Annotated in this window: 12 protein-coding genes; 8 read left to right on the top strand and 4 right to left on the bottom strand. The window is 60.3% G+C overall.

Going from position 1 to position 16,033, the window contains the following annotated elements; genetic code table 11:
• Positions 1 to 174 precede the first annotated feature (174 nt).
• The 3 genes from F8N49_RS02705 (at position 175) to F8N49_RS02695 (ending at position 4,476) form a co-directional block, all read left to right on the top strand.
• Positions 175 to 3,048 (top strand): GGDEF domain-containing phosphodiesterase, encoded by a 2,874-nt coding sequence (locus tag F8N49_RS02705; protein ID WP_151550728.1) that lies wholly within the window; start codon positions 175 to 177, stop codon positions 3,046 to 3,048.
• Positions 3,049 to 3,175: 127 nt separating this feature from the next.
• Positions 3,176 to 4,042: a transcriptional regulator HexR gene (gene hexR, locus F8N49_RS02700; protein WP_007962240.1), complete on the top strand. Its 867-nt coding sequence runs from the start codon at positions 3,176 to 3,178 to the stop codon at positions 4,040 to 4,042.
• A gap of 230 nt (positions 4,043 to 4,272) precedes the next feature.
• Positions 4,273 to 4,476 carry a PA3496 family putative envelope integrity protein gene (locus F8N49_RS02695; protein WP_081932351.1) on the top strand — a complete coding sequence of 68 codons (204 nt, stop codon included), beginning with the start codon at positions 4,273 to 4,275 and terminating at the stop codon, positions 4,474 to 4,476.
• Here F8N49_RS02695 and F8N49_RS02690 read toward each other — a convergent pair.
• On the bottom strand, positions 4,418 to 5,380 hold the full coding sequence (locus F8N49_RS02690) for a LysR family transcriptional regulator (RefSeq protein WP_071171371.1): 963 nt from the start codon (positions 5,378 to 5,380) through the stop codon (positions 4,418 to 4,420). The genes F8N49_RS02695 and F8N49_RS02690 overlap by 59 nt on opposite strands.
• A gap of 190 nt (positions 5,381 to 5,570) precedes the next feature.
• Between F8N49_RS02690 and F8N49_RS02685 the strand changes: the two genes are divergently transcribed.
• Both F8N49_RS02685 and oadA read left to right on the top strand, forming a co-directional pair.
• Positions 5,571 to 6,986, top strand: coding sequence for an acetyl-CoA carboxylase biotin carboxylase subunit (locus F8N49_RS02685; RefSeq protein ID WP_024014853.1), 1,416 nt, complete (start codon positions 5,571 to 5,573; stop codon positions 6,984 to 6,986).
• A 101-nt stretch (positions 6,987 to 7,087) separates the two neighbouring features.
• Positions 7,088 to 8,896 (top strand): sodium-extruding oxaloacetate decarboxylase subunit alpha, encoded by a 1,809-nt coding sequence (gene oadA / locus F8N49_RS02680; protein ID WP_071171372.1) that lies wholly within the window; start codon positions 7,088 to 7,090, stop codon positions 8,894 to 8,896.
• A gap of 148 nt (positions 8,897 to 9,044) precedes the next feature.
• Here the strand turns inward: oadA and F8N49_RS02675 are convergent, their stop codons facing one another.
• Positions 9,045 to 11,282: an autotransporter domain-containing protein gene (locus F8N49_RS02675; RefSeq protein ID WP_256675382.1), complete on the bottom strand. Its 2,238-nt coding sequence runs from the start codon at positions 11,280 to 11,282 to the stop codon at positions 9,045 to 9,047.
• A 368-nt stretch (positions 11,283 to 11,650) separates the two neighbouring features.
• On the opposite strand from F8N49_RS02675, the gene F8N49_RS02670 reads away from it, so the two are divergent.
• Together F8N49_RS02670 and F8N49_RS02665 are read left to right on the top strand one after the other, a co-directional pair.
• A complete protein-coding gene (locus F8N49_RS02670; RefSeq protein WP_151550727.1) occupies positions 11,651 to 13,000 on the top strand; it encodes a HipA domain-containing protein in 1,350 nt (449 codons plus the stop codon).
• Positions 12,997 to 13,275 carry a helix-turn-helix domain-containing protein gene (locus F8N49_RS02665; RefSeq protein ID WP_071171374.1) on the top strand — a complete coding sequence of 93 codons (279 nt, stop codon included), beginning with the start codon at positions 12,997 to 12,999 and terminating at the stop codon, positions 13,273 to 13,275. The genes F8N49_RS02670 and F8N49_RS02665 overlap by 4 nt, the downstream gene beginning before the upstream one ends.
• A 7-nt stretch (positions 13,276 to 13,282) precedes the next feature.
• Here F8N49_RS02665 and F8N49_RS02660 read toward each other — a convergent pair whose 3' ends face one another.
• The gene (locus F8N49_RS02660) at positions 13,283 to 14,119 is read right to left on the bottom strand and encodes an amino acid ABC transporter permease (protein ID WP_151550726.1); all 837 of its coding nucleotides are present in this window, start codon (positions 14,117 to 14,119) and stop codon (positions 13,283 to 13,285) included.
• Positions 14,116 to 14,934 (bottom strand): ABC transporter substrate-binding protein, encoded by an 819-nt coding sequence (locus tag F8N49_RS02655; RefSeq protein ID WP_016772458.1) that lies wholly within the window; start codon positions 14,932 to 14,934, stop codon positions 14,116 to 14,118. Before F8N49_RS02655 ends, F8N49_RS02660 begins: the two co-directional genes overlap by 4 nt.
• A gap of 113 nt (positions 14,935 to 15,047) precedes the next feature.
• Here F8N49_RS02655 and F8N49_RS02650 point away from each other — a divergent pair, with 113 nt between their 5' ends.
• The gene (locus tag F8N49_RS02650) at positions 15,048 to 15,950 is read left to right on the top strand and encodes a homocysteine S-methyltransferase family protein (protein ID WP_071171377.1); all 903 of its coding nucleotides are present in this window, start codon (positions 15,048 to 15,050) and stop codon (positions 15,948 to 15,950) included.
• The last annotated feature ends 83 nt before the right edge of the window (positions 15,951 to 16,033 follow it).

Below are 16,033 nucleotides of genomic sequence, written 5' to 3'. Positions count from 1 at the left end.
CGGTCACTGGCTGCAGGCTTCGGCCCGTCTCGCCTGAGGGGTTGCAGCGGTGCGCAAGCGGCGGAAAATTTCCCTGCAATTGTGATCCGCAGCAGTTTGGCATCGGGATCGGCTTGTGTATGCTCCGTCCACGTTTCGGGCGCACGCCCTCCTATAAGAACAAGAACGTTGCCCATGATCCTCAGCGCCGAACTGTCGGGGCCCTCCGTGGACCCCCGGGTGATCCGCAAGCACTATGCCGTCGAAATGGCGGTGGAGCGCACGCGTCTGCTGTATCAGGGCTCGCTGTTGCCCACGCTGTTCATGTTGATCAATGGTCTGGTCTGCGCCGCTTTGCTCTGGAGCCCGCAGCGCTACTTCGTGGTCAGCGTCTGGCTGGTGTGGCTGCTGTCGCTGGTCGCGCTGCGGGTGATTCAGGTAGCCGCGTTCGATTCGGCGATTCCCGATCGTCAGGCCCAGCCGATCTGGTTCCGCATGTTCCTGCTCGGTTCGACCATGACCGGCCTGACGCTGGCCGGAGCCGGCATCGCTCTGGTACCCGCTGACAACTTCATGCAGCAAGCCTGGGTGTTCGGCCTGATCGGCGCGGCAACGCTGTCGGCCAGCGTCGCCTACGCGGTGAGCCTGCCGGCGTTCCTCTCGTTTACCTTGCCGTGCCTGCTGCCAGCGATCGGCTACCTGTTCTGGGGCGGCGACGATCAGGCACGGGGCTGGGGCTGGCTGGGTCTGATCCTGCTCGGTTCTCTGAGTGTGGTGGCATGGCAGGTCAATCGGCTGATCGACCGTGGATTGCTTCGGCGCTTCCAGAATCAGCACCTGATCGAGCATTTGCAGCAAGCGCAGACGCGCAGCGAACAACTCAATCAGGAGCTGGGCAAAGAGATCGAACAGCGCCGCTGTGCCGAGGCGCAGTTGCGTGAAGCGCAGGTCGATCTCGAAGATCGCGTGGCCCAGCGCAGCCGCGAACTGGATGCCGCCAATCAGGCCCTGAGCAAAAGCGAAGCGCGCCTGGCGCTGGCACTCAAGGCCAGTGAACTCGGATTGTGGGACTGGAACCTGCAGACCGACGAAGTCCACCACACACAGATTCAGGAACTGTTCGGCCTCGCCCCGGAATACGTCACGGCGCTGCTGCGCGACCTCAAGCCACGACTGCATCCTGAAGATGTGCCGTCACTCAAGTTCGCCCTGGTCGAGCATTTGAAGGGGCGTACCGAGGATTATCAGGTCGAATATCGCCTGCGCCATGGCGACGGCCACTGGGTGTGGATCGAGGACCGTGGCCGTGCCGTGGAGCGCAGCGCCAGCGGCCGGGTGATCCGCATGGTCGGCACTCGCCGCGATATCAGCGCCAGCAAAAGCCTCGAAGAGCAGCAGCGGCTGGCGGCCACGGTGTTCGAAGCGGCCAGCGAAGGCATCGTGATTCTCGACCCGGACTACGCGCTGATTGCGATCAACCAGGCGTTCAGCCGGGTCACCGGTTACGAGATCGACGACATGCTCGGGCGCAACGTCGTCGAGTTGCCGTGCAGCCGCGATGCCCGTCGTCACTATGTGGCGATTCGTCATGCGCTGGAGCAGTACGGCAGTTGGCAGGGCGAGCTGGTGGAGACGCGCAAGAACGGCGAGCTGTATCCGCAGTGGCTGCAACTCAATGCCGTGCGTGATAGCCGTGGCAATGTCAGCCACATCGTCGGCTTCTTCGCCGATCTCTCGGCGCGGCGGGCCTCGGAGGAACGCCTGCGCTATCTGACCCATTACGACGAGCTCACCGGCCTGGCCAACCGTTCGCTGTTCCGCGAGCGCCTGCACGAAGCCCATCAGCGGGTGCGCCAGGGCGGGCGCCGCAGTCTGGCGTTGCTGCACATCAATCTCGATCGCTTCAAATTGCTCAATGACAGCCTCGGCCACGAAGTCGCCGATCAGCTGCTGCAAAAAATGGCGCGGCGGCTGGTCAATGCCTTGCCGGAAGCCGACACCATTGCGCGCCTGTCCGGTGACGAATTCGCCGTGCTGTTCGATGCCTACGGCAATCTGTCGAGCCTGGCACGGGTAGCGACGCGGTTGTCGGCCAAGCTGCGTTTGCCGCTGAGCGTTGACGGGCATGAACTGGTGGTCAGCGCTTCGATGGGCATCAGCCTGTTGCCGGACAACGCGCGTGAGATCTCGGCGCTGGTCAGCCAGTCGAACATGGCCATGCAGCATGCCAAACATCTGGGCGGCAACAATTTCCAGTTCTTCACCGACAGTCTGCAAGCCAGCACACTCGAACGTTTGCAGCTGGAAAACCACCTGCGCAGAGCCATTGAAGAACAGCAACTGACGGTGTTCTACCAACCGAAACTGTGCCTGCGAACCGGTCGCCTGAATGCCGCAGAAGCGCTGGTGCGCTGGGATCATCCGAGCATGGGCCAGGTGCCGCCTGCGGATTTCATTGGCCTGGCCGAAGAGACCGGTCTGATTGGGCCGATCGGCGAATTCGTTTTGCGTCAGGCGTGCTGGCAAGCATGCGAATGGCAGCGCCAGGGCCTGGCGCCGATCCGCGTGTCGGTGAACCTGTCGGTGCATCAGCTGCGTCAGGGCAAACTGGTCAGTCTGGTGCGGCAAGTGCTGGAAGAAACCGGGCTGGCGCCGCACTACCTCGAGCTCGAGCTGACCGAAAGCCATTTGCTCGACAGCGTCGAACACATCATTGCGACGTTCCAGCAACTGCGCGATCTGGGGGTGAAACTGGCGATCGATGATTTCGGTACCGGGTATTCGTCGTTGAGTTACCTCAAGCGCATTCCGGTGGATTACGTGAAGATCGATCAGGCGTTCATTCGCGGCTTGAGCGAGGGCAGTGCGGACGCGGCGATCACTCGCGCGATCATCGCCATGGCCCACGGACTGGCGCTGAAAGTAGTGGCGGAGGGTGTCGAACGTGAGGATCAACTGGCATTTCTGCGCGCCGAACACTGCGACGAAGTGCAGGGTTATCTGATCAGCCGGCCGGTAGACGCTGCTTGTCTGGCCGGGCTTTTGCGTGATCAGAAAAACTCGCAGTAAGGGCTACATGCTCCTCAGCGTGCCTGACGCCGGGACATCGAGTTACGCATTGAGCAGGCAAAATGCCCATTCATGTAGTATAACTACAAGCTTGCTACATCCTTGCCCACAAGAAGAGTCCAGCCCCTTGAATCTGCTGCAACACATCGCCCAGTCACGTCACCTGTTACGCAAGTCGGAGCTCAAGGTCGCCGACCACGTGCTGCTTGACCCTGCGGCAGTGATGCACAGTTCCATGGCCGACCTGGCTCACAGCGTCGGCATCAGCGAGCCGACCATCGTGCGTTTCTGCCGCGCGATCGGTTGTTCCGGCTTTCAGGATCTCAAACTGAAACTGGCGCAAAGCCTGGCCGCCGGCGCCAGCTTCGGCCAGTTCGCGATCCACGAAGACGACTCCGTCGCCGACTACAGCCTGAAGATTTTTGACACCACGCTGCACACCTTGATGGAAGTGCGCGAGAAGCTCGATCCGGTGGAGCTGCAGCGCGCGGTGACGCTGATGTCCCAGGCGCAGCGTGTCGAGTTCTACGGCTTCGGTGCTTCCGGTGCGGTGGCCGCGGATGCACAGCACAAGTTCTTCCGTTTGCTGCTGACCGCGGCGGCGTACTCCGACCCGCACATGCAGGCCATGTCAGCCGTTACTTTGAAACCGACTGATGTGGCGATCTGTATTTCCCAGTCGGGGCGCTCCAAGGATCTGCTGATCACAGCTAACCTCGTTCGCGAGAGCGGGGCGTCCTTGATCACCCTGTGCCCGAGCCAGACGCCGTTGGCCGAACTGTCGACCGTCAATCTGGCGATCGATGTGCATGAAGACACCGAGATCTACACGCCGCTGACCTCGCGAATCGCGCACCTGGTGGTGATCGACGTGCTGGCGATGGGCGTGGCCATGGCGCGCGGGCCGAGCCTGGTCAATCACCTCAAGAGCGTCAAGCGCAGTCTGCGCAGTTTGCGTTTGTCTCCAAAAGCCGTGAAAGCCCTGGATGATTGAGCAAGGTCGTTCCGACCTTGTTCGCGAGCAGGCTCGCTCCCCTAGGAGATCTCCCGAGAGCAAAAATTCCGGGTCATAACGGGATCAAATGTTGGAGCGAGCCTGCTCGCGAAAGCGTCCCCATACCCGCCGCACATTGAAATTTTCATCAGTCTGTAACCCGGACGCAGCCAAACCGTCATCCCCCACGCCTATCGTGAAACTCCCGTACTCGCCCTGGGAGACTCGAAATGGCTCAGCCCTACGAAGAACGCAACAGCGCCGCGAAAACCCGTCGTCAGCAGGAAGACCAGCGCCGCATGGAATTTCGCCGCGCAATCGAAGATCGCTTCGAACTTCGCCAGCTTCAGGCCGAGATCGGCGATTTTCCCGAGATCACGCACTGGCAGGCGACCCCCGCAGCTTCCCGTCGAAACGCTCAACCAACGCAATAATCTGCGCCCGCTCGCTGCGGATAAACGCCAGGAAGGCGTGCGCCACCGGTGACAGCCGCTTGGCTTTGGCCTGCACCAGACACCAGCTGCGCAGCAGCGGCAACTCTTCGACCGGCAGCTCGACCAGGCCGCCGGTCGCCAGCTCCAGGTTCAGGGCGTGGCGCGTCAGCAGCGCCAGGCCCAGACCCGCCACCACGCATTCGCGCTGGGCTTCGGCCGAGGCTACCTCCTGGGTCTGGGTGAAGTGCACGCGCTTTTCCTTGAAATATTCTTCGCAGGCCAGACGTGTGCCCGAGCCCGGCTCGCGGATCAGCAGCGTATACGGCTCCAGATCCTGCAAGCGCAACGGGCCCATGTGCGCCAGCGGATGATCCGGGCGCGCGACGGCGACAATCGGATTGTTGAGAAACGGCAGAAATTCCAGGCCCATGTCCTGCGGCACCATCGACATGATCACCAGATCATCGCGATTGTCCGAGAGGCGGCGAATGACCTGGCCACGGTTGACCACAGTCAGCTGCAAATTGACTTCCGGATGCTGGCGCTTGAACGCGGCGAACAAATGCGGCACGAAATATTTGGCGCTCGATTCCACTGCCAGTTTCAGCTGACCCTGCAGCGAACCCTGCATGTCCGACAGTTGCATATCGAGGTTTTCCAGCCGCCCGAAAATGTCGCGACTGGCACGTTGGAGCGCTTCCGCCGCCTCGGTCATGTAGAGTTTTTTGCCGACATAGTCGAACAGCGGCTGACCGATCAGCTCTTCAAGCTGACGAATCTGTAGGCTCACGGCCGGTTGTGTGAGGGACATTTCCTCAGCAGCGCGGCTGTAGGAACGTAAATCACACACCTCATTGAAGATCTGCAACTGACGCAATGTCATACGCATCAATGACTTACGCATTTTATTCAGGCTCTCACGGCACACGGATGTTGCGACTATAAGTGTTTACTTATGCCTGACCCAATTTTTATTCATTTTTGTTAATCCCTCAGCAGCGCTAGTGTGGACCTGCGACTGAATTGAAACATTTGGTCACGCGTCGACCTGGCTCCAGCAGGTCGTGGTGCCACCGGCTCAAGGGAATTTCCAAGTGATAAAAAAGATCCTGATCGCCAACCGTGGTGAGATTGCCGTACGCATCGTACGAGCCTGCGCCGAAATGGGCATTCGCTCGGTTGCGATTTTCTCCGATGCCGATCGCCATGCCTTGCATGTGAAGCGTGCGGACGAGGCCCACAGCGTGGGTGCCGAGCCACTGGCCGGCTACCTGAACCCGCGCAAGCTGGTGAACCTGGCCGTGGAAACCGGCTGCGATGCGCTGCACCCCGGCTACGGTTTCCTGTCGGAAAACGCCGAGCTGGCGGAAATCTGCGCTGAGCGCGGCATCAAATTCATCGGCCCGTCGGCGGAAGTCATCCGGCGCATGGGCGACAAGACCGAAGCGCGGCGCAGCATGATCAAGGCCGGCGTACCGGTGACACCCGGCACCGAGGGCAACGTCTCCGGCATCGAAGAAGCCTTGGTTGAGGGCGACCGCATCGGTTACCCGGTAATGCTCAAGGCCACCTCCGGTGGTGGCGGTCGCGGTATCCGTCGCTGCAACAGCCGCGAAGAACTCGAACAGAACTTCCCTCGTGTCATCTCCGAAGCCACCAAGGCGTTTGGTTCGGCGGAAGTGTTCCTGGAAAAATGCATCGTCAATCCCAAGCACATCGAAGCGCAGATTCTCGGCGACAGCTTCGGCAACGTCGTGCACCTGTTCGAGCGTGACTGCTCGATCCAGCGCCGCAATCAGAAGCTGATCGAGATCGCGCCCAGCCCGCAGCTGACCCCGGAACAACGCGCCTACATCGGCGACCTGTCGGTGCGTGCGGCCAAGGCTGTGGGTTACGAGAACGCCGGTACCGTGGAGTTCCTGCTCGCCGAGGGCGAGGTGTACTTCATGGAAATGAACACGCGGGTGCAGGTGGAACACACCATCACCGAAGAAATCACCGGCATCGACATCGTCCGCGAGCAGATTCGCATCGCTTCCGGCCTGCCGCTGTCGGTGAAGCAGGAAGACATTCAGCACCGTGGCTTTGCGTTGCAGTTCCGTATCAACGCCGAGGATCCGAAGAACAACTTCCTGCCGAGTTTCGGCAAGATCACCCGTTACTACGCCCCCGGCGGCCCGGGCGTGCGCACCGACACGGCGATCTACACCGGTTACACCATTCCGCCGTTCTACGACTCGATGTGCCTGAAACTGGTGGTCTGGGCGCTGACTTGGGAAGAGGCGATGGACCGTGGTCTGCGGGCGCTGGACGACATGCGTCTGCAGGGCGTGAAGACCACCGCCGCGTACTACCAGGAAATCCTGCGCAACCCGGAATTCCGTAGCGGCCAGTTCAACACCAGCTTCGTTGAAAGCCACCCGGAACTGACCAACTACTCGATCAAGCGCAAACCCGAAGAGCTGGCCCTGGCCATCGCCGCCGCCATCGCCGCCCACGCAGGCCTATGAATGAAGCAGCTGCGAGCTTTCAGCTGCAAGCGGCAAGTAAAAGCAGATTGGCTTTTTCTTGCTGCTCGTAGCTTGAAGCTTGCCGCTATGAGGAGATACCAATGACTAAGAAGATCTTCGTTACCGACACCATCCTGCGCGACGCTCACCAATCGCTGCTCGCCACCCGCATGCGCACCGAAGACATGCTGCCGATCTGCGACAAGCTCGACAAGGTCGGCTACTGGTCGCTGGAATGCTGGGGCGGCGCGACGTTCGACGCCTGTGTGCGCTTTCTCAAGGAAGACCCGTGGGAGCGCCTGCGCCAACTGCGTGCGGCGTTGCCCAACACCCGTCTGCAAATGCTCCTGCGCGGGCAGAATCTGCTCGGCTATCGCCATTACAGCGACGACGTGGTCAAAGCCTTCGTCGCCAAAGCAGCGGTGAACGGCATCGACGTGTTCCGCATTTTCGATGCGATGAACGATGTGCGTAACCTGCGCGTGGCCATCGAAGCGGTGAAGGCTGCCGGCAAACACGCACAGGGCACCATCGCTTATACCACCAGTCCGGTGCACACCATCGATGCTTTCGTCACCCAGGCCAAGCAAATGGAGTCCATGGGTTGCGACTCGGTGGCGATCAAGGACATGGCCGGTCTGCTGACCCCGTATGCCACCGGTGAACTGGTGCGCGCGTTGAAAGCCGAGCAGTCGCTGCCGGTGTTCATCCACTCCCACGACACCGCTGGCCTGGCCGCCATGTGCCAGCTCAAGGCGATCGAAAACGGTGCCGACCACATCGACACCGCGATCTCCAGCTTCGCCTCGGGCACCAGCCACCCGGGCACCGAATCAATGGTCGCCGCGCTCAAGGGCACCGAGTACGACACCGGCCTGAATCTGGAACTGCTCCAGGAAATCGGCCTGTACTTCTATGCCGTGCGCAAGAAGTACCACCAGTTCGAAAGCGAATTCACCGCCGTCGACACCCGTGTGCAGGTCAACCAGGTGCCGGGCGGGATGATCTCCAACCTCGCCAACCAGTTGAAAGAGCAGGGCGCTCTGAACCGCATGGGCGAAGTGCTCGCAGAAATCCCGCGCGTACGTGAAGACCTCGGCTTCCCGCCGCTGGTGACCCCGACCTCGCAAATCGTCGGCACCCAGGCGTTCTTCAACGTACTGGCCGGCGAGCGCTACAAGACCATCACCAACGAAGTGAAGCTGTATCTGCAGGGCGGCTACGGCAAGGCACCGGGCGTCGTGAATGAAAAACTGCGGCGTCAGGCGATCGGCAGCGAGGACGTCATCGACGTGCGCCCGGCCGATCTGCTCAAACCGGAAATGACCAAGCTGCGTGCCGATATCGGTGCACTGGCCAAGTCCGAAGAAGACGTACTGACCTTCGCCATGTTCCCGGACATCGGCCGCAAGTTCCTCGAAGAGCGTGCCGCCGGCACCCTCACGCCGGAAGTGCTGTTGCCAATCCCGGAAGCGGGCGCCGTTGCTTCGGCGGGCGGCGAAGGCGTGCCGACCGAGTTCGTCATCGACGTCCACGGCGAAACCTATCGCGTCGACATCACCGGTGTCGGCGTCAAGGCTGAAGGCAAGCGCCACTTCTATCTGTCCATCGACGGCATGCCGGAAGAAGTGGTGTTCGAGCCGCTCAACGAATTCGTTGGCGGCGGCAGCAGCAAACGCAAACAGGCCTCGGCACCAGGCCATGTCAGCACCACCATGCCCGGCAACATCGTCGATGTGCTGGTCAAGGAGGGCGACAGCGTCAAGGCTGGCCAGGCGGTACTGATCACCGAAGCGATGAAGATGGAAACCGAAGTCCAGGCCGCCATTGCCGGCAAGGTTGCCGCGATTCATGTGGCCAAGGGCGACCGGGTCAACCCGGGCGAAATCCTCATCGAGATCGAAGGCTGAGATAACAGTCGCGATCCAACGCTTTAAACCTCGGGGGAGCATGTGCTCCCCTTTTTTTTGCCTGTGATTTTCGACCTTGTCAGGTCATTGCCAAGGATCACATGTGGGAGCGAGCAGGCTCGCTCCCACAGGAGGCGTGCTTAATGCATCAGAACGCCATGCGCCATTGACCCGCCACGCCATACGTTCGGCTGTCATTACCCAGCTCACCCGTTAAGCCCACGCCCAGTGTGTGCACCGCCGAAAGACCAAGATCGAGCCCCGCATCCAGCGACAGACTGTTCCGATCCAGCGTCGCGCCGGTCACTTCAAAGCGCTTGCCGCCCTTGCGCAGTTGCTGGCGGGTATCGCTGTCGATGTCGCCGAAGGTATGTTTCCAGCCTGCACTCAATCGCGGGGTCAAATGCATGCCGTTATCCAGCGTATTGATCTGCGCAAGCCGCAGTCCAACGGTGCTGCTGAAGTTGTCGCGAGTCTGCCCGAAGACTTTCAGTGCCGCATCGCCGCCCTTTTCGTTGTAGCTGTCGCGTTGATAACGCTGGTAGCCGAGGCTGGCGAAGGGTTCGAGGGTAAGGTTGTCGCGGCCCAAATTGAACCCGGCTTCGGCGAATGCCTGTTGAGTATTGGCGTCGTAGTTGCCCTTGAGACGATCGCTGAAACCCTTGAACTCGACCCGCCGTGTGCTGCTGCCGTCATGGCTCGCGTAGGTCGCGCCGAGGCGCAGTGACAGCGGGCCATCCTGACGCATGGCGTAGGCGCCGAGGTGCCAGCTGTCGAGGTCGCCGTCGTACTGGCGGGCATCGAGTTTGGTCTGCGATTTGCCGCCAAGCAGGCCGACATGCCAGTGCTCATCGAGTCGCCAGTCAGCGCCCACGACCAGCCCTTGCGTGGCATGTAGGAGGATGCCGTCAGCGTCGCGGTCAACCTTGCCGCCGTGGCCCAGCGCCTGAACCCACACCCGCCCGGAGTCTTCGCTGCCTGCGGCCTGACGAGGTGAACTGCGCGAGCCGTCAGTAGAGCCGGAACGGTTGTCCAGTTGGCGCATCGCCGAGAGCATGCTCGTACTGACCGGCGTGATACTGCTCAGCGTGGCTTTGGCGAGGTTGGCATTGCTGCCTGCGGCAAGTTGATCGAGGGCGATGGGCGCGGTGGTTTTATCGCTGGTCAGCAGTGCGGCGACGGCCCTGTTGGTGCCGATATCGAAAGCTTGAGTGTAAGCCCCTCGATTATCCAAGCTCTGCGCAATCGAACGAGCACTGCGCGTTCGGGCCAGTTGTTCGAACCCTACATCGTTGCGCACGTAGTGCAGGTTCACCGCGTTTGGCTCATAGGAGAGCGTTGGTGTCATGTAGGCCAGATTGGTGGTGACCTCACCGAACTCGCCATCAATGACGTTTGCAGACAACAGCCGATACTCATTGGTACGAGCGTAGTCGCCCGGTACGCCATAAATCTCGACACGCGCACCTCCCAGGCTCGCGGTGCCCTGAACATGCACGGGATCTGAGCCGCGGTCGGCAGATACGGCGTAAGAAAACACAGCGTCCTCATGGAGCGTCAGATTGCCTTTGATATTGGGAGAGCCGTGTTGCTGGCTGGCAAGCAGGGTTCCTGCGACATACAGCCCCGTCACGTGTCCATAACCGCCAAAAACCGCTCCCGGGTCGACATCGACACCATTGATCGATGCGTAGTTGAGCAGCACGGCGTCGGCTTTGACGTCAGCATCACCCTCGAAAACGTGACGCAATGTCCACTGCCCGCGTGCGATTCGCATAGCCGAGAAGTTGCGCGTCTCACCGATCTCGCCGCCTTCTACGGCATTGAACAGCAGCCCGTTCGCACCTTTGCCACCGTCCAGGCGACCGTCCCAACGCGCGCCCTTATTGATCACCAGCAGGTCATCTCCATCGCCCAGTTGCAGGGATACGCCGTCGATATTCTCGAGCGGGCTCGAGACAAAAGAGCGCTGCGTCGTGATCGCCAACATGTCGCGTTCAAACGGGTCGACGAGATCGAATTCCTCATCGCCGGTTTCCTCCACTACGAACTCTGGAAACTCCAGCCCTTCATAAAAGGCCGGACTGAAATCCTCGATCGCAACCGTCGCGCGTATGGCATCGACCGAAGGCGCGTCAGAGGCCTGCCCGGGCGACGGAGAAGTGTGCTCCAGCGCGCCGATGAATTCCTTGATCGCAAACAAGTCATCAGGATCCACTTTCGGTGTGGGTGTTTTCTTCTTTCGAGGCTTGGCGGTTTTGTCTTCGCTGATCTGCGCAGAAACCTGGACGTCTGGCAGCTGTTCGATGGACGCCTCGGCAGATCCGATCGTCAGCGCGATCGCCAGAGCGAGGTGATGGGGACGGTATTTGTGTAGGGCAGGCATCGAGTTCAACCTCCTTGTATGAAAGGCTCAACTCTATTGCTGCCTTGAAAAAAACGATGTCGGTCGGTTCCTGATGCTGTGCAGGCTACATCGGATCGGTCTGTCGAAAATCCTCGCGGGATTTCGCAAACAGAGCTTTTACGCAGCATCGCCGGTTCTTTTTCCTACGGCTTGGTACTGTTGGCGCATTCTTATCGGAGTGAGGTCAGGCGCTTACCTGCATTATTTTGCATGCACCTTGCCAATGGCTAAGATAGAACTGCATTTTGTTGCAGATATCCTGCACCTGAAACTCCGCGAATGCACTATATTGCATTTATAGACAGTTTTCTCTCCTCCAGCTGCATTTAAATGCATACGGAATCAACATGTACAACCTGACAATCCAGATCTTCACCGCCGGGCAATGGCACGACGCGATGACTCTTGACTTCGATGATCCGGAAAAAGGCTTCGAAAGCCGCTGCAGTTTTGGCCATGAAGCGGACTATCTGGTGGAAAACATCGAGTTGATCGGGTCGCCTTTTTCCCAAGCCGTGAGTGCCCTGTATCCGCTGGATTGGGAAGGTCGGCGCGCGAAGACACCAGCCTTTGTCCACGACATCGCACCGGCAGGCGCAGCCAAGCGGTTTCTGCTCGCCCGCCTGGGTCAGGAAAGACCCGCCGAGATCAGCGCCGATCTGTTTCTGCTGGGTCGCAGTACACCGGCTCCCATTGGCAACATGCGAATAAAGGAATCGGCGGAAGCAGTCGATGAGAGGAAGCCGATCGGATTCAAGCGCGAGGAGGTCATTAGCCGCGACAACCGCTTTCTTGAATATGTCTACGAGCTGGGCGCGGCCATCGGTGGCGCGACGGGGGCAGGTGGGGAAGCTCCGAAGCTATTACTGGCAGAGAACAGCGCCGGGCTTCTGTATCCCGATGCGGTACTGGACGATGAAGAAGTGCGACAGCACTGGTTTGTGAAATTCGCCAGAAACAGGGGCGGGCAGACCGACCAGGACATCCTGCGCAGCGAATTCCATTACTACAAAGCACTGCAAACATTGGACATCGAAACGGTCGCGGCAGAAGGCCTGGCCTTGGAAGAGGCGAACAAACCGAGTTTGTGGATGCGGCGTTTTGATCGACAAGTGAAAGATGGGGCGGTGTCGCGCTTTGCCGTCGAATCGATTTATTCGCTGGCAGAAGTGACGACGCCAGGCAGCGCCATGAATCATCTGGAAGTGATCCGCATGCTCGCCGGGCTCTGGCGCAAAGTGGGTCAGGCCAGCCAGATTGCCGGCCTCGTCGCCGATTATCTGCGTCGCGACCTGATCAATAAAATCCTCGGAAACTCAGATAACCACGGTCGTAACACGGCGATCATCCGGCAAGAGAACGCTTTCCAGCTCGCGCCGATTTATGACCTCGCCCCGATGGTCATGGATGACGAAGGCGTGACTCGTACGACCAAATGGCCAAGAGAATTGGAGCGGGCGGGCGATGTCGATTGGCGAGGTGTCTGCCGGGTATTGGCCGATAGCGCAGATCCGCACGATTCGTTGGCGGGGCTGGATGCCTCGGCGCTGTTCGAAGGCCTGCGCGCGGATGCCCGCCGTCTGGCCGCACTGCCGGATATTCTTGCGGCCAGCGGTTTGCCCGCCAGAACCATGAATCACCCAAGCGTTCATCTGAAAAACCTCGAGCAACGTTTGCAAGAGTGGGACCTGCAATGAGTCTGACCGTCCTCGAGCGCACGGCGCTCATCGAAAGCATTCAGCAATCACTGGCCGAAGGCACTCTGGAAATCGGTGACGCCGTGCGCCGTTTACGGGTCGAAGTCACCGGTCTGCATCAGTCCCAGTTCGCGAAGATGTGCAAGATTTCAGTGCGCACGCTGGTGCATATCGAACATGGCGAAGGCAATCAGACCCTGAAGTCGCTGAACGCGGTGTTCCGCCCCTTCGGCATGAAAATGGGCGTAGTGCGGATTCGCCGGGACACCATTTGAATGCACCTCAACTACGGCGCACATACGCCTTGCCGTAATGCCGCTCCATCCGTGCCTGAATCAGCTCCAGCCCGATCGACATCAGCCAGTAGATGATCGCCGCCGTGGTGAGCATTTCGATGTAGCGATAGCTTGAGCGCCCGTAGGACTGGGCGAGAAACATCACTTCCCAGACGCCCATTACCGAGATCAGCGACGAGTCCTTGAGCATCGAGATGAACTGGTTGGTAGTCGGCGGGATAATCGTGCGCATGGCCTGGGGCAGGGTGATGCGCCAGAAGATCACGCTTTCGCGCAGGCCAAGCGCCAGGGATGCTTCGCGTTGGCCGTGATCGACGCCGAGGAAGCCGGCGCGGAAGATTTCGCTCAGGTAGGCGCCGTAATTCAGCGAAAGGGCAATGATGCCGGCGACGATGGCGCCGGGGACGATGCCCAGTTGCGGCAAGCCGAGGTAGATCAGCAGGATCTGGATCAGCAGTGGCGTGCCGCGAAAGAACGAGGTGTAGAAACTGGCGATGCCAAATGCCACGGCGCTGTTCGACAGGCGCGCCAGCGCGGTGATGAAACCGAGCAGCGACGAGGCGATGATCGAGCAGGCGCAGAGAAACAGCGTCAGCGCTGCGCCTTGCAGGAAGCCGTTCGGCGCCAGCTTCAGGCCAACGAGGTTGGGCAGCTTGTCGAGGATGATCGCGAACTTCAGGTCGAAGCTGAGGAAGAATCCGGCAAACAGGCAGAACAGCGCCGCCCACGTCAGGTACAGGCGCGTACGGAAACCAAAGAGCTTTTGCAGGCGTGTTTCAGCCACCGGTTGCGGTGGCTGTGGCGGGGTCGGAAAAGAAGTCATTGGCTGATATCGGCGCCGATCCATTTTTGCGACAGCTTGCTCAGGGTGCCGTCCTGTTTCAGTTGGGCAAACACCTCGCGCACCTTGGCGTCCCACTGCGGGTCACCCTTTTCGATGGCCACGGAGTTGGGTTCCGAGTAGAGCGGTTCGCCGGCCAGTTTGAAGCGCTGGTCCTGGTTCAGGCGCGGCTGCGCGGTGACCAGATTGGTGAGGATCGCATCCAGGCGCACGCCGGCGCCCAGGCCCAGATCCTGGAAGGCGACGTTGTCGGTGTCGTACGGAGCGATCTGCACATCCTCGAACGGATACTGCAACTGCGTATCCTCGGCGCCTTCGATGACCAGGTTCTTGTTCAGATAACTTTCGTAGCTGGAGGCGCTGGTGAGGCCAACCTTTTTGCCGCTCAGGTCCTTGGCGCTGTGAATGCGATCGTCCTTGGCGTTGACCACGATCACCGCTGGCGAAGCGTAATACTCGACCGGGAAGTCGAACACTTCGGCGCGGGCCTTGCTCGGGGTCATCGAGCAGATGCAGATGTCGTAGCGCCCGCTCCAGCGGCCGGCGGCGATCACGTCCCAGGACGGCGTTTCGAGACGCAGTTTGACGCCAAGCTTGTCCGCCACCGCTTTGGCAACGTCGACATCGAAACCGTCGAGTTGATTCTGCTCATTGAGAAACGAGAAGGGCGGATAGCTTTCCATAAGCACGCCGACCAGCTCTTTTTTCTGCTCGACGCGGTCCAGCGTCGCGCCGCCGAAGGCTTGGGTGGAGGCCAGAATGGTCAGGCCCAGGGCCAATAGCGGTTGGAGTTTCACAGTCGCTTCCTGTTGAAAAAAGAGGTTGTTATTAACTGAGTGGTGCGTATTAAATAGTTATAAGAACGACTCTGATAGTGAGTTATTTTCATAAGCATATGAGTGAAAAGCATATGGGCGCAGCGAACAGGGTCATTCTCGATGGCGGCATGGGCCGCGAGTTGCAACGCGCCGGCGCACCGTTTCGCCAACCGGAGTGGTCGGCACTGGCGCTGAGTGAAGCGCCGCAGGCGGTCGAGGCGGTGCATGCCGCGTACATCAATAGCGGCGCCGACGTGATCACCAGCAACAGTTACGCGGTGGTGCCGTTTCACATTGGCGAAGCGCGATTTGCGGCTGAAGGCCAGGCGCTTGCGGCACTGGCGGGGGAGTTGGCACGGCGGGCGGTGCAGGCATCCGGCAAGTCAGTGCGTGTTGCCGGTTCGTTGCCGCCGCTGTTTGGTTCGTATCGTCCGGATCTGTTCGAAGCGGATCGCGTGAGCGAGCTGCTGACGCCGCTGGTCAATGGGCTGGCCCCGCACGTTGATCTATGGCTGGCGGAAACCCAGAGTTCGATTATCGAGGCGCGGGCCATTCACGCCGGGTTGCCGAAGGACGGCAAACCGTTCTGGCTGTCGTTCACCCTCAAGGATGAAGACACCGATGAAGTGCCGCGCCTGCGCTCCGGTGAGCCGGTAGCCGAAGCGGCTGCGCTGGCGGCTGAACTTGGCGTCGAAACCCTGCTGTTCAACTGCAGTCAGCCGGAAGTGATTGGCGCGGCCATCGACGCGGCGCGCGCAACCTTTGAGCGTCTCGGCGTCACGATCAACATCGGCGCGTATGCCAACGCGTTTCCTCCGCAACCGAAAGAAGCCACGGCCAACGACGGGCTCGACCCGTTGCGTGACGATCTCGATCCGCCGGGGTATCTGCACTGGGCGCTGGACTGGCAACAGCGCGGCGCCAGTCATCTGGGGGGTTGCTGCGGGATCGGCCCGGAGCACATTGCGGTGCTGGCGCAAGAACTGCGTCGTTAAGAAAGAACCCGCCAATTGTGGGAGCGAGCCTGCCCGCGAAAGCGGTCAGTCAGTCAATATTTCAGTGACTGACACAGCGCCTT

It is taken from the genome of Pseudomonas sp. GXM4 (assembly GCF_008923895.1).
Lineage (GTDB): Bacteria > Pseudomonadota > Gammaproteobacteria > Pseudomonadales > Pseudomonadaceae > Aquipseudomonas > Aquipseudomonas atacamensis.
The sequence above is the reverse complement of the archived record's forward strand: the minus strand, read 5'-3'. Positions and strand labels throughout refer to the sequence as shown.